Source organism: Phaeospirillum tilakii, from assembly GCF_042683125.1.
Lineage (GTDB): Bacteria > Pseudomonadota > Alphaproteobacteria > Rhodospirillales > Magnetospirillaceae > Phaeospirillum > Phaeospirillum tilakii.
Genome location: NZ_JBHUIY010000027.1, coordinates 1 through 22,174, shown reverse-complemented (window position 1 = coordinate 22,174; position 22,174 = coordinate 1). Strand labels below are relative to the sequence as shown.

The 22,174-nt window shown below is 70.6% G+C and carries 21 protein-coding genes, 1 tRNA gene and 1 riboswitch; of the genes, 13 read left to right on the top strand and 9 right to left on the bottom strand.

Going from position 1 to position 22,174, the window contains the following annotated elements; genetic code table 11:
* The first annotated feature begins 36 nt into the window (after positions 1-36).
* A complete protein-coding gene (hemW, locus tag ACFSNB_RS13125) occupies positions 37-1,149 on the top strand; it encodes a radical SAM family heme chaperone HemW (RefSeq protein ID WP_377317275.1) in 1,113 nt (370 codons plus the stop codon).
* Positions 1,150-1,216: 67 nt separating this feature from the next.
* On the opposite strand, the gene ACFSNB_RS13120 is transcribed toward hemW, so the two are convergent.
* Positions 1,217-1,558: a hypothetical protein gene (locus ACFSNB_RS13120; protein ID WP_377317273.1), complete on the bottom strand. Its 342-nt coding sequence runs from the start codon at positions 1,556-1,558 to the stop codon at positions 1,217-1,219.
* 117 nt (positions 1,559-1,675) lie between these two features.
* Between ACFSNB_RS13120 and nudC the strand changes: the two genes are divergently transcribed.
* Positions 1,676-2,605, top strand: coding sequence for an NAD(+) diphosphatase (nudC, locus tag ACFSNB_RS13115; RefSeq protein ID WP_377317271.1), 930 nt, complete (start codon positions 1,676-1,678; stop codon positions 2,603-2,605).
* A gap of 22 nt (positions 2,606-2,627) precedes the next feature.
* On the opposite strand, the gene ACFSNB_RS13110 is transcribed toward nudC, so the two are convergent.
* Positions 2,628-4,052 (bottom strand): TrkH family potassium uptake protein, encoded by a 1,425-nt coding sequence (locus ACFSNB_RS13110; protein WP_377317269.1) that lies wholly within the window; start codon positions 4,050-4,052, stop codon positions 2,628-2,630.
* A gap of 11 nt (positions 4,053-4,063) precedes the next feature.
* Entirely contained in the window at positions 4,064-5,512 is a 1,449-nt protein-coding gene (locus ACFSNB_RS13105; protein ID WP_377317267.1) for a TrkH family potassium uptake protein, read from the bottom strand.
* A 162-nt stretch (positions 5,513-5,674) separates the two neighbouring features.
* Between ACFSNB_RS13105 and ACFSNB_RS13100 the strand changes: the two genes are divergently transcribed.
* The 8 genes from ACFSNB_RS13100 (at position 5,675) to ACFSNB_RS13065 (ending at position 12,926) form a co-directional block, all read left to right on the top strand.
* A complete protein-coding gene (locus ACFSNB_RS13100) occupies positions 5,675-5,971 on the top strand; it encodes a YggT family protein (RefSeq protein WP_377317265.1) in 297 nt (98 codons plus the stop codon).
* Between the two features lie 2 nt (positions 5,972-5,973).
* The gene (locus tag ACFSNB_RS13095) at positions 5,974-6,306 is read left to right on the top strand and encodes a DUF167 family protein (protein ID WP_377317263.1); all 333 of its coding nucleotides are present in this window, start codon (positions 5,974-5,976) and stop codon (positions 6,304-6,306) included.
* Complete coding sequence (gene folD / locus ACFSNB_RS13090) at positions 6,299-7,192, top strand: bifunctional methylenetetrahydrofolate dehydrogenase/methenyltetrahydrofolate cyclohydrolase FolD (protein ID WP_377317261.1); 894 nt, start codon at positions 6,299-6,301, stop codon at positions 7,190-7,192. The genes ACFSNB_RS13095 and folD overlap by 8 nt, the downstream gene beginning before the upstream one ends.
* A gap of 29 nt (positions 7,193-7,221) precedes the next feature.
* Positions 7,222-8,586: a TldD/PmbA family protein gene (locus tag ACFSNB_RS13085; protein ID WP_377317259.1), complete on the top strand. Its 1,365-nt coding sequence runs from the start codon at positions 7,222-7,224 to the stop codon at positions 8,584-8,586.
* An 85-nt stretch (positions 8,587-8,671) separates the two neighbouring features.
* Positions 8,672-9,478: a hypothetical protein gene (locus ACFSNB_RS13080; RefSeq protein ID WP_377317257.1), complete on the top strand. Its 807-nt coding sequence runs from the start codon at positions 8,672-8,674 to the stop codon at positions 9,476-9,478.
* A gap of 117 nt (positions 9,479-9,595) precedes the next feature.
* Positions 9,596-9,712: riboswitch (TPP riboswitch) on the top strand.
* 56 nt (positions 9,713-9,768) lie between these two features.
* Positions 9,769-11,607 (top strand): phosphomethylpyrimidine synthase ThiC, encoded by a 1,839-nt coding sequence (thiC, locus tag ACFSNB_RS13075; RefSeq protein ID WP_377317255.1) that lies wholly within the window; start codon positions 9,769-9,771, stop codon positions 11,605-11,607.
* A gap of 105 nt (positions 11,608-11,712) precedes the next feature.
* Positions 11,713-12,306 (top strand): NMCC_0638 family (lipo)protein, encoded by a 594-nt coding sequence (locus ACFSNB_RS13070; RefSeq protein ID WP_377317253.1) that lies wholly within the window; start codon positions 11,713-11,715, stop codon positions 12,304-12,306.
* Positions 12,303-12,926 (top strand): hypothetical protein, encoded by a 624-nt coding sequence (locus ACFSNB_RS13065; RefSeq protein ID WP_377317251.1) that lies wholly within the window; start codon positions 12,303-12,305, stop codon positions 12,924-12,926. Before ACFSNB_RS13070 ends, ACFSNB_RS13065 begins: the two co-directional genes overlap by 4 nt.
* Before the next feature lie 111 nt (positions 12,927-13,037).
* Here ACFSNB_RS13065 and ACFSNB_RS13060 read toward each other — a convergent pair whose 3' ends face one another.
* From ACFSNB_RS13060 to ACFSNB_RS13045, 4 genes are all read right to left on the bottom strand, one after another.
* Complete coding sequence (locus ACFSNB_RS13060) at positions 13,038-14,354, bottom strand: porin (protein WP_377317249.1); 1,317 nt, start codon at positions 14,352-14,354, stop codon at positions 13,038-13,040.
* Between the two features lie 292 nt (positions 14,355-14,646).
* Entirely contained in the window at positions 14,647-15,963 is a 1,317-nt protein-coding gene (locus ACFSNB_RS13055; RefSeq protein ID WP_377317247.1) for a porin, read from the bottom strand.
* A gap of 396 nt (positions 15,964-16,359) precedes the next feature.
* Positions 16,360-16,599: a DUF1150 family protein gene (locus ACFSNB_RS13050; RefSeq protein WP_377317245.1), complete on the bottom strand. Its 240-nt coding sequence runs from the start codon at positions 16,597-16,599 to the stop codon at positions 16,360-16,362.
* Positions 16,600-16,602: 3 nt separating this feature from the next.
* Entirely contained in the window at positions 16,603-17,031 is a 429-nt protein-coding gene (locus tag ACFSNB_RS13045) for an Hsp20 family protein (RefSeq protein ID WP_377317243.1), read from the bottom strand.
* A 211-nt stretch (positions 17,032-17,242) separates the two neighbouring features.
* Between ACFSNB_RS13045 and ACFSNB_RS13040 the strand changes: the two genes are divergently transcribed.
* From ACFSNB_RS13040 to ACFSNB_RS13030, 3 genes are all read left to right on the top strand, one after another.
* Entirely contained in the window at positions 17,243-17,953 is a 711-nt protein-coding gene (locus ACFSNB_RS13040; protein ID WP_377317241.1) for a cytidylate kinase-like family protein, read from the top strand.
* Positions 17,954-18,091: 138 nt separating this feature from the next.
* Positions 18,092-20,533 (top strand): circularly permuted type 2 ATP-grasp protein, encoded by a 2,442-nt coding sequence (locus ACFSNB_RS13035; RefSeq protein WP_377317239.1) that lies wholly within the window; start codon positions 18,092-18,094, stop codon positions 20,531-20,533.
* The gene (locus ACFSNB_RS13030; RefSeq protein ID WP_377317237.1) at positions 20,530-21,405 is read left to right on the top strand and encodes a transglutaminase family protein; all 876 of its coding nucleotides are present in this window, start codon (positions 20,530-20,532) and stop codon (positions 21,403-21,405) included. The genes ACFSNB_RS13035 and ACFSNB_RS13030 overlap by 4 nt, the downstream gene beginning before the upstream one ends.
* 146 nt (positions 21,406-21,551) lie before the next feature.
* On the opposite strand, the gene ACFSNB_RS13025 is transcribed toward ACFSNB_RS13030, so the two are convergent.
* Together ACFSNB_RS13025 and ACFSNB_RS13020 are read right to left on the bottom strand one after the other, a co-directional pair.
* A complete protein-coding gene (locus tag ACFSNB_RS13025) occupies positions 21,552-21,848 on the bottom strand; it encodes a hypothetical protein (RefSeq protein WP_377317235.1) in 297 nt (98 codons plus the stop codon).
* A gap of 199 nt (positions 21,849-22,047) precedes the next feature.
* Positions 22,048-22,124, bottom strand: a tRNA-Met gene (locus ACFSNB_RS13020).
* Positions 22,125-22,174 lie beyond the last annotated feature (50 nt).

Below are 22,174 nucleotides of genomic sequence, written 5' to 3'. Positions count from 1 at the left end.
AAGGCCCTTGGATCCCGTCGGTTGGGGAGGGGGACGGTGCGGGGGGATGCCGGGTTCGGGCTTTATCTGCACTGGCCGTTCTGCCGGTCGAAATGTCCCTATTGTGACTTCAACAGTCGGCCAAGCGCGGCGGTCGATCAGCGGCGTTGGGGGCGGGCGCTGGCGGCGGAGATGGCCCATTTCGCCGCCCAGACCCCGGGGCGGCGAGTCACCAGTCTGTTTTTCGGCGGCGGGACTCCGTCGCTGCTCGATCCGGCGATCGTCGCGGCGCTGATCGAGCGGGCGCGGCAGCTCTGGGCCTGCGATCCCGATTGGGAAGTGACGCTGGAGGCCAATCCGTCGAGCGTCGAGGCCGGGCGCTTCGCCGGCTATCGGGACGCCGGAATCAACCGGCTGTCGCTCGGGCTTCAGGCGCTTGACGACGCCGCGCTGCGCTGGCTCGGGCGGCCGCATGATCTGGCCGAGGGGCTGGCGGCGCTGGCGACGGCGCGGGCAACGTTTCCCCGCGTCTCGTTCGACCTGATCCATTCCCGCCCCGGCCAGAGCCTCGCCGCCTGGGGCGAGGAACTAGGCCGGGCGCTCGATCTCGGCCCGGATCACCTGTCGCTGTACCAGTTGACGATCGAGGACGGCACCGCCTTCGCCCGCCAGGGCATCGCCGCGCCGGCCGACGATGACGGCCGCGCCCTGCTCGACCTGACCCGCGCCATCACCGCCCGCGCCGGCCTGCCCGCCTACGAAGTCTCCAACCACGCCCGCCCCGGCGCGGAGTGCCGTCACAACCTGACCTATTGGCGCGGCGGCGACTGGGTCGGGATCGGCCCCGGCGCCCATGGCCGGCTCGGGGCCCGCGCCCTGGCCCAACAGCACGACCCGACCATCTGGCTGACCACGGTCGAAGCCGCCGGCCACGCCACCGCCGAGGACGAAATCCTCTCCCCCGCCGCCCTGGCCGCCGAACGGCTGATGATGGGCCTGCGCCTGGCCGAGGGCCTCGAACTCGACGACACGCTCCGCGCCGCGATCGACCCGACGGCGCTGACCGACCTGATCGAGGCCGGCCTGCTGCGCCGTGACGGCGCGCGGCTGGCGGCGACGCCCACCGGCTGGCCGCTGCTCGACACGCTGCTGGCCCACCTGCTGCTCTGAAGAAAACAAAGGGGGTCCGGGGCATCGCCCCGGCGGGTCGCGGGCAGAGCCCGCGCGAAGAGCGCCGTCAGTCCCGGCGCGGCCCGGCGGCGCGTTCGCGGGCCAGGGCGAAGGCGCAGGCATTGTGAAACAGGCTGATCGCCCCGGCGAGGGCTCCGAGGGCCGAACGCTGCTCGGGGGTCGGCTCGACCGGGCGGAGGCGGCGCAGATCGACCAGCAGGCGCATCACCGCGCGGGCCGGCAGGGCGCCGAGCGGCGGCGGCGGGGCCACCTGACCGGGAAACGCCGCGCCGAGGGCGGACAGCGCGGCCAGGATGTAATCGCGGTCGGCCGGCTCCAGCGCGACCGGCCGCTCCGGCGCCAGTCGGACCAACCGTTCCCCGGAAAAATCGACCACCGCGTCCGTCATCGCCGCCTCGCCCGCCGGTGTCACCGTGATGAAACCAATATGGGGTATCGGCGCCGCTTCGGCAAAGGGATGTGGCGCCGGCTTGAGCCCGGCCGCGCCCCGTGCCAAGCTGCGCCGATGAATGATTCCCTCTGCTATCATGGCGGCGGCTTCGACCGCGCCGCCGAGTTGCGTCGCGGCATCGATCCGGCGCATCTGCTGACGGCGGACGACAGCCTCGTCCTGCCGTTCTGGCGCGGCCTCCAGGCGATCGATCCCGCCTCGGCGCGGGCGGTGCGCTTCGCCCCGGCGACGCTGGCGCCGCTGCTCGACCGGCTCGACCCGCCGCTGCTGCTGCTGGGGCGCGAGGCGGGGCGGCCGGTGCTGGCGCTCGACCTGTCGGCGCTGGACGGCCCGGGCGAGGACGGTCCGGTGCTGGACGGGCCGGAAGGCTGGGCGTGGCGCGGCCTGCGGGCGATGGCGCCGGTGCTGCCGGCGGCGGAAAGCGCCCTGCTGGCCTATGCCCGCGCCATGCTGCTGTGGCGGGCGCGCACCCGCTTCTGTCCGGTCTGCGGCACGCCGCTGCGGTTCGAGGAGGCCGGCCATGTCGGCCGCTGCCGCGACACCGCCTGCGCCGCCGCCCAGTTCCCCCGCACCGATCCGGCGGTGATCGCGCTGGTGACCGACCCCGCCGGGCGGGCGCTGCTCGGCCGCCAGCCGCACTGGACCCCGGGGCAGGTGTCCTGCCTCGCCGGGTTCGTCGAACCGGGCGAGACGCTGGAGGAGGCGGTGGCGCGCGAGGTGTGGGAGGAAGCCGGGGTGCGCGCCGGCGCCGCCCGCTATGTCGCCAGCCAGCCCTGGCCGTTCCCCGCCTCGCTGATGGTCGGCTTCACCGCCACCGCCCCGGCCGACGAGCCCCGCCCCGACCACGACGAACTGGAGGCGGTGCATTGGTTCAGCCGCGAGGAGGTCGGCCGGCGGCTGGCCGCCGGCACCCTGCGGCTGCCGGCGCCGGATTCGATCGCCCATCGCCTGATCGGGACGTGGCTGGGCGGCGGCGAGCCCTGATCCCGTCCCGGCCCGGCCGCGCTCACTGCCGCCAGAAGGCCGGGGCGAACAGCACCAGCAGCGGGAAGATCTCGACCCGGCCAAGCAGCATGCCCAGCATCAGCAGCGGCTTGGCCGCGTCGGGCAGGCCGGCATAGCTGACGCCGGGGCCGAGATTGGCCAGCGCCGCCGCCGCGCCGCCGATCGCGGTGACGAAATCGACCCCGAAGAAGGCCAGCGCCATCGCCAGCAGGGCGAAGGACAGCGCATAGACGAACAGAAAGCCCAGCACCGATTCGACCACCCCGTCGCCGATCGGCCGGCGGTTGAAGGTGACGATCTGGACCGAATGCGGCCGCAGCAGGCGGCGAAGCTGGATCAGCGCGGCGGTGAACAGGCATTGCAGCCGGAACACCTTCATCCCGCCGCCGGCCGAGCCGGCGCAGCCGCCGACGAAGGCGAGGAAGAACAGGATCGCCGCCGGCAGCCCGCCCCAGGTGGCGACCGGGGCGATGGTGAAGCCGGTGCCGCTCATCACCGAGGCGACGGTGAACGCCCCCTGGCGCAGCGCCTCGGCCGGGGCGCGGTCGAGGCTGATCCACAGCCAGGCGGCGAGGCCGAACCCGCCGAGGCCGAGCAGGGCCAGATACCAGCCGATCTGGCTGTCTCCCAGCAGGGCGCGGCCCTCGCCGCGCGCCAGCCGGTAATAGAGCAGGACGGGCAGGCCGGCGGCGACCATCCCCGCCGTCAGCAGCAGTTCGGCGGCGGGATTGTGGAAATGGCCGATCGAGGCGTCGGAGGTCGAGAACCCGCCGGCCGACAGGGTGGACAGCGCCTGGGCGCAGGCCTCGAAACCGCTGAGCCCGACCCGCCACAGCCCGAGCGCCAGCAGCAGGGTCAGGCCGGCATAGAAGGCGAACAGGGCGGCGGCGATGCGGCGGCCCCGGGCCAGCGCCCGCTCCGGCGCGCCGGGCAGCTCGACCCGGAACAGCTGCATCCCGCCGATCGCCAGCGCCGGCAGCACCGCCACCACCATCGCGATCACCCCGAGCCCGCCCAGCCAGTTGAGCAACGCCCGCCACAGCAGCAGCCCGCGCGGCAGATGGTCGAGCCCGACCAGCACCGTCGCCCCCGAGCCGGTCAGGCCGCTGGCCGCCTCGAACAGGGCGTCGAGCGGCGCCAGCGCCGCCGTCCCCCACGCCAGCGGCAGCGCCGCGAACGGCACCGGCACCGCCCAGGCCGCCACCACCGCCAGATAGATCTGGCGGATGGTCCAGGCCGGACGCGGACCGTTCATCCCGAGCGCCAGGGCAAGGCCGACCAGCAGGGTGATCCCGGCCGCCACCACGAAGGCGCGCGCCTCGGCCTGACCGTCATGCAGGTCGAGCGCCGCCGGCAGCAGCATCGCCACCGCCAGGGCGCACAGCAGCTGGCCGGCCAGACGCAGCACGGGGCGGACGTCGATCATCGCTTTCTCCCCTACGGCCGCCAGTAACTGCGCGAGAACAGCACCGCGACGATGAACAGCTCAAGCCGCCCGATCATCATTTCCGCCGCCAGCACCCATTTCGCCGCGTCGGGCAGCGGACGATAGCTGCCCATCGGCCCGATCAGGTCGCCGATCCCCGGTCCGGCATTGGCCAGCGCCGCCGCCGAGCCCGACAAGGCGGTGACGAAATCGACCCCGACCGTGGTCAGCGCCAGCGCGAACAGCGCGAACACCAGGAAATACAGCACGACGAAGGCCAGCACCGAGCCGAGCACCGCCGGCGCCACCGCGTCGCGGTTGTAGCGGATCACCGTCATGCGGTGGGGATGGAGCAGCCGGCCGGCCTGGGCCCCGGCCAGGGCGAACAGCAGGTCCCAGCGCAGGATCTTGATCCCGCCCGCCGCCGAGCCGGTGCAGCCGCCGATGAACAGCAGGATGAAGAACACCACATGGGCGAAGCCACCCCAGGCGTTCCAGTCGGTCGAGGCGTAGCCGGTGGTCGAGACGATCGAGGTGACCGAGAAGGCGGCATGGCGCAGGGCCAGATCGGGCGCCATGTCGTTGACCGCCCATTGCCACAGCGCCAGCGCGCCGGAAAACACCGCGACGAACCACAGGTACCAGCGGGTCTGGGCGTCCTCGAACAGGCCGGCGCGGGCCGCCCGCCCGGCGCCGGTCCACAGGATCAGGCTGGAACCGCCGACCAGCATCGCCGCCACCGCCACCCACTGCACCTCGGCCCCCCAGCGGGCCAGCCGCTGGTCCGAGGTCGAGAAGCCGCCGGTCGAGATCGCCGACAAGGCATGGCAGATCGCGTCGAACCGCCCCATCCCGGCGAGCCAGAACGCCAGCGCGGCCAGGGCGGTGAAGGCGGCGTAGACCAGGGCGATCGAGCCGGCGACCTGGAGGATGCGCGGCCCGATCCGCTCGGTCTTGTCCGAGCTTTCCATCCGGAACACCTGCATGCCGCCGATCCGCAGCGCCGGCAGCACCGCCACCGCCATCACGATGATGCCGGCCCCGCCCAGCCAGTTGAGCAGCGCCCGCCACAGCAGCAGCCCGCGCGGGGCATGGTCGAGCCCGACCATCACCGTCGCCCCGGTGGTGGTCAGGCCGCTGACCGCCTCGAACACCGCGTCGGTGAAGGCCAGCCCGGGGGCGGCCAGGGCGAACGGCAAAGCGGCGAAACCGGCGGAGGACACCCACCCCACCACCGTCAGCAGGAAGGATTGCCGCGCGGTGAGGGCGAAGCGGCCGGGCTGGGCGGTGCCGAGGGCCAGGGCCAGCCCGAAGAAGGCGGTGATCGTGGCGGCCAGCAGGAACGACGCGGCGTCACCGTCGCGCGCCATCGCGTCGGCCAGGGCCGGGAACAGCATCGCGACCGCCAGCACCAGCAGCAGCAGCCCGTTGACGAACAGCACCGGCCGAAGGTCGATCACGTCCTCCCCCACCCCCCCCTTGTCACGCCCGACTCTTGACCCTGATTCGCCGGGCTTGTCCAGCGAATCGTGTCGGAGACCCCCGCCGCGCCGGCTGGTGACAAGCGAAGCAAACCGGGCTAGGCTTGCCTTACAACAGACCTGCGTGGGGAGATGCCGGCAATGCATGCGATCCTGACCTCGGCGATCGAGGTCGTCATTGTGGCCTTGAATCTGTACTGGTACGTCGTCCTGGCCGCGGTGGTGCTGAGCTGGCTGGTCGCGTTCGGAATCGTCAACACCTACAATTCGACCGTCCGCACCGTGCTGACGGTGATCTCCCGCCTGACCGAGCCGGTGCTGCGGCCGATCCGCCGGGTGATGCCCGATCTCGGCTCGGTCGATCTGTCGCCGATCGTGCTCTGGCTGGGGCTGTATTTCGTGATCCGGGTGCTGGAGCAGCTCCGCTACACGATTTGAGCATGGAACCGGCCGCCTCGCCTTTTGCCCCGGCGGCGGGCGGCCTGCGCGTCACCTTGCGGCTGACCCCCAAGGCCGGCCGCGACCGGGTGGTCGGCGTGGTCGCCGATGCCGAGGGCGGCGCGGTGCTGAAGGTTCAGGTCACCGCCGTGCCGGAGGACGGCAAGGCCAACGCCGCGTTGCTGAAGCTGCTGGCCAAGAGCTGGCGGCTGCCGCGTACCGCGCTGACCATCGTCCAGGGCGCGACCGACCGACGCAAGGTGATCGAGATTTCCGGCGACGCCGCCTTGTTGCGGCCGCGCCTTGAACAATGGATGGCCGAACATCATGACTGACGCCACGCTCATCGACGGCAACGCCTTTTCCGCCGGCCTGCGCGACCGCATCCGGGCCCAGGTCCACACCCTGCGCGAAACCCGGCGGATCACCCCCGGCCTCGCCGTGGTGCTGGTGGGCGAGGATCCGGCCAGCCAGGTCTATGTCCGCAGCAAGCACAAGCGCACGGTCGAGACCGGGATGGAGTCCTTCGTCCACACCCTGCCGGCCGACACCCCCGAAGACGAATTGCTGACCCTGATCGCCGGGCTCAACCGTGATCCCCAGGTCCACGGCATCCTGGTCCAGCTGCCGCTGCCGCGCCATATCGACGCCCAGAAGGTGATCGAGGCGATCGACCCGGCCAAGGACGTCGACGGCTTCCACCCGGTCAATGTCGGCCGGCTCGCCGCCGGCGGCGAGGCGCTGGTGCCCTGCACCCCCTATGGCTCGCTGCTGCTGCTGAAGGACCGGCTCGGCGACCTGTCCGGGCTGGAGGCGGTGGTGATCGGCCGTTCCAACATCGTCGGCAAGCCGATGGCCCAGTTGCTGTTGCAGGAAAACTGCACCGTCACCATCGCCCATTCCCGCACCCGCGACCTGCCGGCGGTGGTGCGCCGGGCCGACATCGTCGTCGCCGCGGTCGGCAAGCCGGAGATGGTGCGGGGCGACTGGCTGAAGCCGGGCTGCACCGTGATCGACGTCGGCATCAACCGCGTCGCCAAGCCGGCGCCGGAGGAAGGCACCCGGCTGGTCGGCGACGTCGCCTTCGCCGAGGCGGTCACGGTGGCCGGGGCGATCACCCCGGTGCCGGGCGGAGTCGGGCCGATGACCATCGCCTGCCTGCTGCGCAACACCCTGGTCGCCTGCGCCCGGCAGAACCGCCTCCCCCTCGACGCGATCTGATCCCGACCCGCCGCAGCGGAGCCCCGCCGATGCCGTCCCCCCGCCCCCCCGCCTCCTCCGAACTGTCCCTCGACCGTCTGGCCGATCTGGTCGCCGCCGCCCGCCGGGCCGGCGCCGACGCGGCCGAGGCGGTGCAGATCGAAACGACCTCGCTCGGGGTCGGCTGGCGCCTCGGCGCGCTGGAACGGCTGGAACGGGCCGAGGGCGGCGATCTCGGCCTCAGGGTGCTGATCGGCCGTCGTCAGGCCTTCGTCTCCTCCTCGGACCGCTCGGCCGCCGCCCTCGACGAACTGGTCGAACGGGCGGTGGCGATGGCCCGCATCGTCCCCGAGGATCCGTGGTGCGGTCTGGCCGAGCCCGACCAGCTCGCCCGCGACCTGCCGGCGCTCGACCTGTTCGACCCGACCGAGCCGACCGCCGAGGCGCTGATCGAGGCCGCCCGCCACGCCGAGGATGCGGCCCGCGCCGTCGCCGGCGTCACCAATTCCGACGGCGCCGAGGCCAACTGGGGCCGCTCGCGGGTGGCGCTGGCCGGCTCGAACGGGCTGGCCGTCTGCTATGCCGCCAGCCATTCCGCCCTGTCGGTCGGGGTGCTGGCCGGCGACGCCGCCGGGGGGATGGAACGCGATTACGACCATACCGGCGCGGTCCATCGCGCCGATCTGCGCTCGCCCGAGGCGGTCGGCGCCGAGGCCGGCCGCCGCGCCGTGCGCCGGCTGGGGGCGCGCAAGGTCGGCTCGTGCCAGGTGCCGGTGGTGTTCGATCCCCGGGTCGCCCGCGGCCTGCTCGCCAGCTTCGCCGGCGCGATCAACGGCGCGGCGGTGGCGCGCGGCACCAGCTTCCTCAAGGACCGGCTGGGCGAGCCGGTGTTCGGCCCCGGCATCCGCGTCATCGACGACCCCCACCGCCCGCGCGGCCTGCGCTCCCGCCCCTGCGACGGCGAGGGGCTGCCGACCCGGCGGCAGGCGATCGTCGAGGATGGGGTGCTGACCCGCTGGCTGCTCGACCTGCGCTCGGCCCGCCAGCTCGGCCTCGCCCCCACCGGCCATGCCAGCCGGAGCACCGGCGCGCCCCCCAGCCCCTCGGCCAGCAATTTCCATCTCGAGGCCGGGGCGGTGACCCCGGCCGAACTGATCGGCGACATTCCCGACGGGTTCTACGTCACCGAATTGTTCGGCCAGGGGGTCAACGGCATCACCGGCGATTATTCGCGCGGCGCCTCCGGCCTGTGGATCTCGGGCGGCGAACTGGCCTTCCCGGTCGCCGGCGTCACCATCGCCGGCAACCTCAAGGACATGTTCCGCGCCCTGACCCCGGCCAACGACCTCGAATTGCGCCACGGCATCGATTCCCCCACCCTGCGCATCGACGGGATGACCATCGCCGGGCGCTGATCTGGCACGCCCCCTTAACCTGTGGTAGAGTGAGATCCGTCTCACGCCACCACGGGCGCGGCAGCCGCCGCGGGGGGAGGTCGCGATGAATGCCCCGATCCAGTCGCCGGCCGCGATCGGCCGGCCGGTTTCGTCGATGCCCGACTCTCCCGTCGTCCGGCTGCGCGCCGATCTCGTCCGGCTGCTGCGCCACGCCGCCCTCAGCAAATCGGTGACCACCCAGGACGGCGACTACACGACCGCCGCCAAGATCCTGGCCCAGGACGACGCCACCCTGGCCGGAGATCCGGCGCTGCTGGCCCAGATCGACCAGTTCAGCCAGAAGGCTTTTCCGGTCACCGCCGCCTCGCTCGAAATCGCCGAGATCATGGAAAGTCATGGCCAGGGGCTGGCGGCACGGGAACACCGGACCTACCGTGACGTCACCCATTTGATCACATGCTGGGAAATCGCCACGTTCCTCTCCCTGGCCCTGGTGCTCGCCGCGACCAGTCTCCATTTTGCCCTGCCCGCCGATTCCGGCACCCTCCTCAGGACGATGCTGGGGGAGGGCACGAAATACTCGATCCTGCCGATGCTGCTCGGCCTGCTCGGGGCCTGCACCTTCATCCTGCGCAGCATCCTCAACAACCTCGCCGCCAAGACCTTCGTGCTGCGCGACGGCGCCCGCTTCCGCCTGCGCGCGGTGCTGGGGCTGGTGCTCGGCTATCTGGTGCCCCTGCTGTCGACGATCGCCGGCGGCCCCGGCCCGACCAACCCGAAAATCCTGGTGGCGTCATTCCTGGCCGGGTTCGCGGTCGAGCCGACCTTCAGCGCGCTGGACAGCCTTGCCTTGACCTTTCGCGATCTGGTCAGCCGCTCCCCCGCCGCCGGGGCCGGCGGAAAAGGCTGACCCGCCCCCGACCATCGATGGGATCCAAGGGCCTTGCGGCCCTTGGCGGGTGCGGGCAGAGCCCGCCGGAACGATGGTTCGCTTGACAGCGCCCAGCCGGTCACGTCACTGTCACGTCACAGACCGAAGGGGAGCCCCGGCATGCGCGGGGCTGAGAGGCTGGCCCGGACGCGGCGGCGACCCTTGGAACCTGATCCGGGTCATTCCGGCGAAGGGATCGGCGTCTTCCGCCTTTGTTCCTGCGCTGCGTCGATTGACCCCGGCTCCCTCCAGACAGGAAAGAGGCGAGGATGTCCGACCACGCTGCCCCCGCTCCCCGCATCACCACCGGCCCGCTGCCCGGCTCGCGCAAGATCCATGTCGAGGGCTCGCGCCCCGATTTGCGCGTGGCGATGCGCGAGGTCGATCTCGCCCCCGGCTGCGGCGAGCCGCCGGTCCGGCTGTATGATTGTTCCGGCCCCTACACCGATCCGGCGGCGACGGTCGACATCGCCAAGGGCCTGCCGCCGCTGCGCACCGCCTGGGTGCTGGAGCGCGGCGACGTCGAGACCTATCCCGGCCGGCCCCACCGCCCCGAGGATGACGGGCTGAAGCCGGGCGAGACCATCGCCGTGCCGGTGTTCGACCGGGGCGGCCGCCTGCCGCTGCGGGCCAAGCCGGGCTGCCGCCCGACCCAGCGCGCCTATGCCCGCGCCGGCATCGTCACCCCCGAGATGGAATATGTCGCCATCCGCGAGAATCTGCGCCGGGCCGACCTGACCCGCGCCAACCGCGACGGCGAGGATTTCGGCGCGGCGATCCCCGACGAGGTGACGCCCGAATTCGTCCGCGACGAGATCGCCCGCGGCCGCGCCATCCTGCCCGCCAATCCCAACCATCCCGAAGCCGAGCCGATGATCATCGGCCGCAACTTCCTGACCAAGATCAACGCCAACATCGGCAATTCGGCGGTGGCCTCCTCGGTCGAGGCCGAGGTCGAGAAGATGGTGTGGGCGATCCGCTGGGGCGCCGACACGGTGATGGATCTCTCGACCGGGCGGCACATCCACGCGACCCGCGAATGGATCCTGCGCAACGCCCCGGTGCCGATCGGCACCGTGCCGATCTATCAGGCGCTGGAAAAGGTCGATGGCCGCGCCGAAGACCTGACCTGGGAGGTGTTCCGCGACACCCTGATCGAACAGGCCGAGCAGGGGGTCGATTACGTCACCATCCATGCCGGGCTGCGCCTCGCCCACATCCCGCTGACCGCCAAGCGGGTCACCGGCATCGTCAGCCGGGGCGGCTCGATCATCGCCAAATGGTGTCTCGCCCATCACCGCGAGAACTTCCTCTACACCCATTTCGACGAGATCTGCGAGATCCTCACCGCCTACGACGTCGGCATCTCCCTCGGCGACGGGCTGCGCCCCGGCTCGATCGCCGACGGCAACGACGCCGCCCAGTTCGCCGAACTGGAAACCCTGGGCGAGCTGACCCACCGCGCCTGGGCGTTCGACACCCAGGTGATGATCGAGGGCCCCGGCCATGTGCCGATGCACAAGATCAAGGTCAATGTCGAGAAGCAGCTCGCTTTGTGCGGCGAGGCGCCGTTCTACACCCTCGGGCCGCTGGTGACCGACATCGCCCCCGGCTACGACCACATCACCAGCGCGATCGGCGCGGCGATGATCGGCTGGTTCGGCACCGCGATGCTGTGTTACGTCACCCCCAAGGAGCATCTCGGCCTGCCCGACCGCCAGGACGTGCGCGAGGGGGTGGTGACCTACAAGCTGGCCGCCCATGCCGCCGACCTCGCCAAGGGGCACCCGGCGGCGCGGCTGCGCGACGACGCGCTGAGCCGGGCCCGCTTCGAGTTCCGCTGGCGCGACCAGTTCCACCTCTCGCTCGATCCCGAAAAGGCCCAGGACTTCCACGACCAGTCGCTGCCGGCCGACGGCGCCAAGCTGGCCCATTTCTGTTCGATGTGCGGGCCGAAATTCTGCGCCTACCAGATCTCGCAGGAGGTGCGCGACCTTGCCGCCAGCCAGGACGGCATGGCGGCCCAGGACGGCATGGCGGCAATGAGTGAGAAGTTCCGCGCCGAAGGCGGGGAGATCTACCAGCCGGCCAAGCCGGCGGCGGAGTAAAAAGAGTCCGGGCGCTGCCCGGGCCCGCCAGGGGCCGCAAGGCCCCTGGACCCCGTCGATTGGGGGGAGCTTGCGCCCGGGCGCCGGCTATGGTCTGCTCTCGGCATGAGAGCATTCTTCTCCCTCTGCTGCGGCGTGGTGGCGCTGGGGCTCGGTAGCGAACCGGTGGCGGCGGCACCGGCCGCCGATGGCGTGGCCGAGTTGGCCTCGCGCACCTTCCTGCTGTCCTGTGTCGCCTATCAGGGCGATTACGACACGCTGCGCCAGCATCTCCAGCCGGGGCAGGATCTCTATCTGCCGCCGCTGACCGCCGACGCCGCCCGCCCCTATCTGCGCGGGCGCGAAGGCGACGCCTGGGCCCGGGCCGATGCCGGGCTGGTGCTGGCGCTGCTGCGGGCCGACCGCTCCTGTCTGCTGTTCGTGCGCAAGGTCGGGACCGAGGCGCTGGCCCGCCGGTTGGAAGCCGATCTGCGCGCCGGGCTGGGCGGTTCGTTCACCGTGCGGGCGGCCGGCGACGAAACCCGCCAGGGCATGCGCGCCCGGTCGTTCGATCTGATTCCAACCGGATCCTACCGCGAGGCGCTGGTGCACCAGCTCGGCGGCGATCCGCCGGGGGCGCGGGTGGTGCTGACCACCGCCGACGGCGCCAATCCCGACCTGCAGGCGATCCTCACCATCGGCACGAGGCCATCCCCATGAGGCTGCGATCCGTCCTGGCGCTGCTGGCGCTGCTGTCCGCGTCCCCCCTCCCCTCCCTGGCCGGGCCGGTGCCCGATCAGGCCGCCCTGCGCGACCAGACCAGCCGGCTGGCGATCGCAGTGCTGGGCGAGATCTGCCTGCTCAACATCGGCGACGCCAACGGCATCGCCACCGCCGCCGCCCCCGGGGGCGAATTTGGCTTCATCGAGGCCCCGGCCGACCTGACCGCCCCGCTGCTGGGCGATCGCGGCGGCTATGTCCGGGTGCTGCGCCGGCCGGGCATGGGCGCGGTCACCCTGGTCGCCAGCAAGGACGGCGATTGTTCGGTGATGGCCGAATATGCCGACGCGGCGGCGATCCGCACCCACCTGCTGTCGATGGTCGAACGTGGCGGGCTGCGCAACGGCGGCAGTCTGGTGGTGCTCGACACCCGCGAAGACAACGGGGTGCGGCTGACCGATTACGCCCTCAATCCCCAGGGCTGGTTCGCCGAACTGCTGGCCAAGCGTTTCAACGGCGAGGGCGCCGCGCCGCTGCCGCTGGTCACCGCCATCGCCCCCCCCGGCCGCGCCGCCAGCGAGGCGATTCTGTCGGTCCGGCGGCCACCGACCGCCCACTGATCCCGACAAAAAGGGGGGAGGTCTGGAGGCGAACGCCTCCAGGCGGGGCGCGGGGCGGCAGCCCCGCAGGAGGCGGCCCCGACCGGACCGCCCCCCTCCGAGCCGCTCGCGTCAGAACTTCAGCGACAGGCCGGTCATGCCGAAATAGCCGTCGTTCTTCAGCGTGTCGCGATAGCCGTTGCTCGACAGCTTGTAGAGACCGCTCTCGAAATCGGCGTAACCGACCGAGGCCAGCAGATCGATGCCGGGGCTGAGGGCGTATTTGCCCGAGGCCTGATAGACGTCGATGGTGTCGTCGTCATGCTTGCCGATGCCGTAGCTGTCGAGCTTGACGCCTCGGGTCGCCGAATGGAAATAGGCGAAGCTGATGGCATAGGGGCCGGAGGCGTATTGCAGGCCGACATCATAGGCCTCGCCGCCGAAATCATAGCGGTAATTGACCCCGTTGCCGACCCCGAGCGCCCGTCCGATCGCGGTGGCGGCGGCGGTGCCAACCGGGTTGTTGCCGACGCTGCCATTGGCGCCGGTCGAGGTGGTGGAGACGTTGCCGGCCTTGGCGATCTGGTCGCGCGCCAGCTGGTATGACCCACCCAGGGTGAAGCCGGCATAGGACAGCTGGCTGCCGCCGCTGTACTGGTTGACCCGCTCGCCGGCGGCCAGTTCGGTCTGGAACGCCCCGGCCGACAGCTTGACCCCGACCGGGCCGAGGCTGGTGGCATAGCCGGCGCCGAGACCGTAGGCCTGGCCCCGGTTCTTGCCCTGGCCGCGATTGTCTTCGGTGGTGGCGTCGGGGACGTAGGTGGCGCCCAGGGTGACCCCGGCGAAGGTCGGGGTGAAATAGACGATCTTCTCCGCCTTGTTGTCGGCGATGATCGAGGTGGTCTGCCAGACTCCGGTGTACCCCTCGCGCTCGTTCATCCCCTCGACCGCCGCCGGTCGGGCCACCGCGAAGCCGGCGGTGGCCATGCCGCCGTCGTTCCAGTTGGCGGCGGCGTCGGGCGCCTGCACATGCAGCTGGTAGGCCGCGTTCTTGAGGGTGCCGAGCATCAGCTTGCCGAAGCCGCCTTCGACCCAGGCATAGCTGTGGTCGATCGGATCGGTGGTTTCGTCGGTGTGGCCGCCGGCTTCAAGCGACACGAACACCCCGACCTTCAGGCCGTTGTCGAGCGCGGTGCTGCCCTGGAACCAGATCTCGTTGTCGCCCTTGATGCCGGCGGTGTTGTAGGCACCGCTGGCGCCGCTGCTGTAGCCGCCCTGGCCGGTATAACCCAGCGCCTTGCTGTAGGCGCCGCTCTGGCTGGCGCCGACCACCCACCACTTGGAAAAGCCGCCGACATTGATCTTGATCGGATCCGCCGCCTCGGCCGGCCCGAGCCCGCCCAGGCACCCGGCCACCAACGCGGTGCCGACCAGAAGTCTGTTTTTCATGACCACCCTCGTCTTGAAAAGAATTGCCCGATATAGAGTGAAGACCCTAAAGGCAACACTCTATCCCGTGATTGTCACATTACTTCTCCCTGGAAGCGGGTTTCCCGTCAAGAAATAGCGCGGGTATCCGAGAAAAAACAGAACATCACCCCCTGCGGGAGAAGTTTTGTCGCGGGAGAATCTATCGGGAGGCAATAATTATGCTGCAATAGCGAAGAAAAAGAGAGGGCGCACCATAAGAAAAGGGCGGCCCAATGGGCCGCCCTTCCCTAACTCTGACGCTGAGACGTTCTTAGAACTTCAGCGACAGGCCGGTCATGCCGAAGTAACCGTCGTTCTTCAGCTGATCCTTGTAGGCGTTGTGCGAGAGGCTGTAGAGGCCGCTCTCGTAGTTGGCGTAACCGGCCGAGGCCAGCAGATCGATGCCCGGGCTCAGGCTGTACTTGCCCGAAGCCTGATAGAACTCGATGGTGTCGTCGTCATGCTTGGAGAAAGCGGTGCCGTCGAGCTTGGCGCCCCGGGTCTCGGACCGGAAGTACGAGAAGCTGATCGCATACGGGCCGGTGGCATACTGCAGGCCGACGTCGTAGCCCTGCCCGCCGTAATCGTACTTGTAGCTGGAACCGGTGCCCAGAGCATTGTTGATCATGCTCGCGGCGGAACCACCCAGCGGGTTGTTGACCACGGACGCGTTGCCGTTCTGACCGTTGTAGGTGGTGGTGGCCAAGCCGCCGCTCTTGGCGATCTGGTCGCGGGCGAGCTGATACGAACCACCCAGGGTGAAGCCGGCATAGGACAGCTGCACACCGGACGAGTACTGGTTCAGGATTTCACCGGCGTTCAGTTCGGTCTGAACCGCACCGGCGGACAGCTTGATGCCGACCGGGCCGATCGACCGGGCATAGCCGGCGCCGACGCCGTAGGCCTGGCCACGGTTCTTGCCCTGGCCGCGATTGTCCTCGCTGGTGGCGTCGGGGACATAGGTGGCACCGAGGGTCAGGCCGGCAAACACCGGAGTGACGTAGGTGATCTTCTCCGACTTGTTGTCGGTGATGATCGCGGTGGTGTTGGTGGCCGAGCTGAAGCCGGCGCGCTGGTTCAGGCCCTCGACCGCGGCCGGACGGACCACGGCGTAATTGCCGGTGGCGATGCCGCCGTCACCCCAGTTGCCAGCGGCGTCGGGCGCCTGCACATGCAGCAGGGCGGCGCCGTTCTTCAGGGTGCCGAGCATCAGCTTACCGAAGCCGCCTTCGACCCAGGCGTAGGACTGGTCGATCGGATCGGTGGTCTGATCACCGTTGCCGCCGGCTTCCAGCGACACGAACACGCCGACCTTCAGGCCGTTGTCCAGCGCGGTTTCGCCCTTGAACCAGATCTCGTTGTCGCCCTTGATGTCGACGGTGTTGTACGACCCGTTGGAGCCGTTGTAGCCATTGCCACCGCTGGAGTTCATGGCCTTGCTGAAGGCGCTGCTCTGGCTGGCGCCGACGACCCACCACTTGGAGAAGCCGCCGACGTTCAACTTGATCGGGTCGGCCGCTTGGGCGGCGTCGGTGCCGAAGAGGCTGGCCGCCACCAGCGCGGTGCTGGCGAAAAGAATCTTTTTCATGGTGTCTCCTCATCTCGGAACAACGACGCCAGAACCGAACGACCGTTTGCTCCACCGTCACGATTCCAGCGAATTGCCGAGGCCATATCGCCATGACCGGCCCGGTTGCGTCAAGCCGCCGGCCCCACCCCCTGTGGTGATCGTCGCGCACTGTGGCAGGAAAGCAACAACCCCGCCGTTCGGGTGGGCGGCGCAGCACAAAGCCCCGCCTCCGTTCAAGACGGAGGATCGGCCGGCGGCGACGGACGGTCAAACCAGGGGGACGGCGCCGACAATAGTTGCCCCGGCCCCGGCCGCGACTGGCGGACGGGGCGGCAACAACAGCGTCAATAAAGTGAAAGTTCAATGAAAACACCACCAGCCGCCGGAGCGGACTCCGGCGGCGGCGTGGCGGCGTCAATGCACGTCGAGCGGTTCGAGATCGTGCTGGCGCAGGGCGGCGAAGGCGAGCGGACGGTTGGGCGCGGTGCCGATCCGGGTGCCGTCGGCGGCATGGATCGCCCAGGCGCCGGCGTTATCGGGACGGACATAGGCGACCTGGGCGAGGCCGAGTCCGGCCAGATCGGCCTCGCTCATCACCGCGGCCGGCGGTTCGGGGGCGGCCTTCGGCCGTGCGGGGACGGGAATGGTGGTCATGGCTCAACCCTCCTCGCCGGCGGGGACGCGGATCGCGACGGTGCGGACCCGGGTTTCCGGCTGACGCCGGTACAGATCGACATGCAGCAGGCCGCGCTCGAGCGAGGCGCCCTCGACCTCGATGCCCTCGGCCAGCACGAAGGCGCGCTGGAACTGGCGGGCGCCGATGCCGCGATGGATGAACACCCGCTCGGCGCCGTCATCGGCCTGACGGCCCCGGATCACCAGCTGATTGTCCTCGATCGCCACCGACAGGTCGGACATCGCGAATCCCGCCACCGCCAGGGTGATGCGCAGACGGCTGTCGTCGACCTGCTCGATGTTGTAGGGCGGGTAGCCCTCGGGCGAGGTCTTGGAAATGCGGTCGAGCACCCGTTCGAAATGGTCGAACCCGAGCAGCAGCGGACTGTTGAAGGTGGTCAGGCGGGACATGGCGCGGTTCTCCTCCGGCGGCGAGCGAGAGCGGCGGCGGGGCCCGTGACGGCACCCCGGCGTCGGCGAACACCTATGATCTTGGGGCATTGGGGCCCGCCGTCAAGCGCGGCGACAACCGCGGCCCCGCCGCGACGGCCGAGGTTGCAACATCCCGGCCAAGGGGTATCATGAGGATCCAAGTCCTGATGGCAGCAGCGGTGGGGCAGACATGACGACCAACCTCCTTTCCGTGATTTCCGCCCTGGCCGAGGCGGCCGCCACCCGTCATGACGGCGCCCCCGCCCGCCCGCCCAAGCCGCTGATCACCCTGTCGCGCGATTTCGGTTCGGGCGGCGACGTGATCGCCACCCGGCTCGGGCAGGTGCTCGACCTGCCGCTCTACGACCACCAGCTCCTCAACGAGATCGCGGTGCGGCTGAAGGACGACCCGGCGATCGTCCGCATGCTTGACGAGGAATTCGGCCGCGCCAAGGACATGTGGCTCTACCGCCTGCTGTCGGGCAAGGACGTCAGCGCCGACGCCTACCGCGATTCGCTGGTCAAGGTGGTGATGAGCCTCAACCGGGTCGGCGGCATCGTCATCGGCCGTGGCGCCCATGTCATCCTGGCCGGGGAATGCGCGCTGCGGGTGCGGATCGCCGGCAGCCCCGAGATCTGTGCGCGGCGGATGGCCGCCGCCGGCCATGGCGACGAGGCCGGCCTGCTGGCCAAGGCCCAGGAGGTCAATCACAAGCGCGGCAAGTTCGTCTGGGACGTGTTCCAGTCGCGCCTGTCCGACGCCAGCGAGTTCGACCTGACCATCAACACCGACCGGATGTCCGATTTCGAGGACGTGGTCGAGACCATCGTCGTGCTGGCCAAGGCGGTGCAGAGCGGCCGGGTGCTGCGGCACGACCTCCAGACGCGCAAGCCGGCCTGATCGCGCCCCGGCGCGACCGGCCCTGACCCGACCCCGGCCCCACCCGCCGGGGTCCATCCCCCAGAGGAGGCCAAAGCGGTCGGAGAGCCCCCCCTCCCCCCTCCCGACGGCCCGTTCGCGCTGCCCGAAGCCGAGGGTTTGGCCCCCGCCCCCGCCGCCGGCTTCATCGATGCCTTCGCCTCCCTGCCCGCCGGCGAGATCGGCCGGCGCTGGGATCTGGCCCAGGCGCTGCTGCGCGACAACGGCGTCACCTACAACATCCATGGCGACCGGGCCGGGCTCGACCGCCCGTGGCAGCTCGACCCGCTGCCGGTGATCCTGCCGGCGGCGGAATGGGCCGACCTGTCCGCCGCGATCGCCCAGCGCGCCGGCCTGCTCGACAGCGTGCTGGCCGACCTGCACGGAAGGCGCGGCCTGATCGCCGACGGGCTGCTGCCGCCCGGCCTGCTCTATGCCAATCCGGCCTTCCAGCGCGCCTGCCACGGCTGGCAGCCCTGGGGCGGCCGTCATCTCCAGCTTTACGCCGCCGATCTCGGCCGGGGCGCCGACGGGGTGTGGCGGGTGCTGACCGACCATGCCGAGGTGCCGGCCGGGGCCGGCTACGCGCTGGAGAACCGCACCATCGTCACCCGGGTGCTGCCCGAGATGCACCGCTCGCTGCCGGTCGAGCGGCTTGGGCCGTTCTTCGACACCCTGCGCCGCAGCCTGCTGGCGCTGGCGCCGCGCCGGACCGAGCAGGCGCGGATGGTGCTGATGACCCCGGGCCCGCTCGACGAGGCCTATTTCGAGCATGCCTTCCTCGCCCGCCAGCTCGGCATCACCCTGGTCGAGGGCGAGGACCTGACCGTGCGCGACCGCACCGTGTTCCTCAAGACCCTGACCGGGCTGCAACGGGTCGACGTGATCCTGCGCCACATCGACGGCGAATGGTGCGACCCGCTCGAACTGCGCGGCGATTCCGCCTTCGGCGTCGCCGGGCTGGTCCAGGCCGCCCGCGCCGGCAACGTCGCCCTGGCCAACGCGCTGGGAGCCGGGCTGGTCGATGGCGCCCAGATGATGCCGTTCCTGCCGGCGATCGCCGAAAACCGGCTGGGCCAGACGCTGGCGCTGCCGTCGGTGCCGAGCTGGTGGTGCGGCACCCCCGACGGGCTGGAGACGGTGCGGGCCTCGTTCGACCGCCTCGCCCTGCGCCCGGCCTTCCGCCCCCGCGTCTCCCCGGTGCTGCCCGCGTTGCTCACCCCCGGCGAACGCGCCGCCCTGGCCCAGGCGGTCGAGCACCGGCCGTGGGAATGGGTGGCCCAGGCGGTGGACGACCTCGCCGCCGCCCCGGTATGGCATCACGGCCGGCTGGAGCCCCGCCCGATCACCCTCAGGGTGTTCGCGGTGGCCGGAGAGCGCGGCTGGACGGTGATGGCGGGCGGGCTGGTGCGGGTGGCCGACCCGCGCCGGCCGCCGCGCACCGGGCTGGCCACCGGCGGCGGCATCAGCAAGGACCTGTGGGTGCTGTCGGCCGCGCGTGCCCCCTCGCCCGCCGCCAGCCGGCCGCTGCGGGCGCGGGTGACCCTGGTGCGCGGCAGCCGCGACCTGCCGTCGCGCGTCGCCGACGACATGTTCTGGCTTGGCCGCAACCTCGAACGCTGCGAGGCCACCACCCGCCTGCTGCGCGCCGCGCTGCAACGGACCGAGGAGGCGCTCGACCAGGGCGACGGGCCGCGCGCCGCCGAGACCCTGGCCACCGTCGGCCGGCTCGGCCTCGCCTTGCCGCCCGGGCTGGGCGACCACCCGGCGCCGCAACTGCCCCGGCGGGTGGTCGAGTTCCATGCCGGCACCCATGCCGGCAGCCTCGCCGACCATGCCGCGCGGATGATCCGGCTCGCCGGCAGCCTGCGCGACCGCCTGTCGCTCGACACCTGGCGGGCGTTGCAGCGGCTGAAGGACGAGGTGGCGGCGCTGACCGGGCGCGACCGCCGCAGCGACACCCAGGGCCGGCTCAATCAGGTGGTGCTGACCGCCGAGGCGGTCAGCGGCCTCGCGATGGAGAACATGACGCGCGGGCCGATGTGGCTGTTCTGGGACACCGGCCGCCGGGTCGAACGGGCGACGGCGATCGCCGACACCCTGGGCGGGGCGCTGAGCGAGGCCGTCGACGAGCAGGGGGTGCCGATGGACCTGCTGCTGGAAATCTGGGACAGCGTGATGACCTACCGCTCGCGCTATCTCGCCGCACCCCGCCTCGCCGCCGTGCTCGACCTGCTGATGTGCGACGAGAACAATCCGCGCGCCTTGGCGTTCCAGCTCGCCGCGCTCGAACGGCACATGGACCGGCTGGTCGGCATCTCGGGCGAGACCGGCTTCCTGCGGCCGGAGCAGCGGCTGATGACGGTGCTGTGCGGCATCGTCCGCACCACCGATGTCGGCCTGCTGGCCGATGACGGCCAGGGCGGCGGCTTCGTCGATGCCGAACGCCTGCTCGAACAATTGCGCTCGCGGCTGTGGGAGTTGTCCGAGGTGATCTCGCGCGAATATTTCACCCACGCCCAGTGGCGGCTGCCGCTGGCGCCGATGGACCCGCTGCCATGAAGTTCCGCGTCCGCCACGTCACCCGCTATCATTACGGCGCGGCGGTGTCGCTGTCGCACCACGCCGCCCATCTGCGTCCGCGCGGCACCACCCGCCAGCGCCAGCGCGAGGTCAGCCTACAGATCCGCCCCGACCCGGCGGTGCTGACCGATGGCGGGCTCGATTATTTCGGCAACCCGATCACCTTCTTCACCGTCCAGGAGCCGCACACCACCCTCGAGATCGAGGCCGGCTTCGTGGTCGAGACCCTGCCGCCGCCGCCCCTGCCGCCGCAGGGCGGCCCGGCCTGGGAGACGGTGCGCGACCAGCTCGCGCTGGGCACCGGCCCCGGGGTCGAACGCGCGCTCGATTTCCTCTATCCCTCGCCGCATGTGCCGCTGCTGGCCGAGGCCGCCGCCTACGCCGCGCCCTCGTTCCCGCCCCGCCGCCCGCTGATCGAGGCGGTGCTTGATCTGACCCGGCGGATCAACCAGGATTTCGCCTTCGATCCCGACGCCACCGCCGTCGGCATCCCGCTGACCGAAGTGTTCGCCGGCCGGCGCGGCGTCTGCCAGGATTTCGCCCATGCCGGCATCGCCTGCCTGCGCGCCCTTGGCCTGTCGGCGCGCTACATCAGCGGCTACATCCGCACCCTGCCGCCGCCCGGCCAGGAAAAGCTCCAGGGCGCCGACGCTTCGCACGCCTGGCTGGCCGCCTTCGTCCCCGGCTGGGGCTGGCTGTCGGTCGATCCCACCAACGACATGCTGGCGGGCGAGGATCATGTGGTGGTGGCCTGGGGCCGCGATTACGACGATGTCAGCCCGATTCGCGGCGTGGTGCTGGGCGGCGGCGACCATCATGTCGAGGTCGCGGTCGACGTCGATCCGCTGTAATTCAGATCAGGACCTCGCGGTGGCTGTTGCGGGAGGGGGCGGCCGGGGTATTCGGCGCGATGCCGACGGCGGTGCCGGGGGAAGCGCCGGTTGACCGGGAGGCGCTGCACGGCAAGATCGGCCAGTTGACGGCGGAGAACGTTATATCATTCTTCCAGAGGCCACATGGTCAGGTCGTCGACGGGGCGAGGCATCCGACTTTCGAGCCAATCAGCAACCGTGCCGGGCCTCATTGCGTCGTCTCGACATTCAATGACCCATGAAAGGTAATCCCCCGGCCCACCATTCATGTAGGGCGGAGGCGATACTGGCTTGAAGACGGTCGGCAGACGCTCGGACATGGAGAGCTCGTTGAGAACGGAAGCCAGTTCCTGAACCGTGTACCACGCCAGTTGGTGGTCGATTTCAATCGAGAATTTTATCCACCAAACGCCATCGCTCATGCCTGAACCAAATCCGGCTGAAAGTGTGTCATTGGTCCTGATGGCCGGCACACGCACGAGGAATTCGAGCAGCTTATGAAATCGCGGATGATGTGCGTCGGATATCGTCAGGGCGCCCTCCCCTGCCACCGTTGTTGCCCCAGGCTGAAGACAAACAAAAACGCCGCAGCGTATGAGGCTGCGGCGAGTTCGTTCAAGTTGGTTGCGGGGGCAGGATTTGAACCTACGACCTTCAGGTTATGAGCCTGACGAGCTACCGGGCTGCTCCACCCCGCGTTAATGCGCTGGCGCGGCGAGGGGGATTGTAATCGTGATAGGTTTTTTTG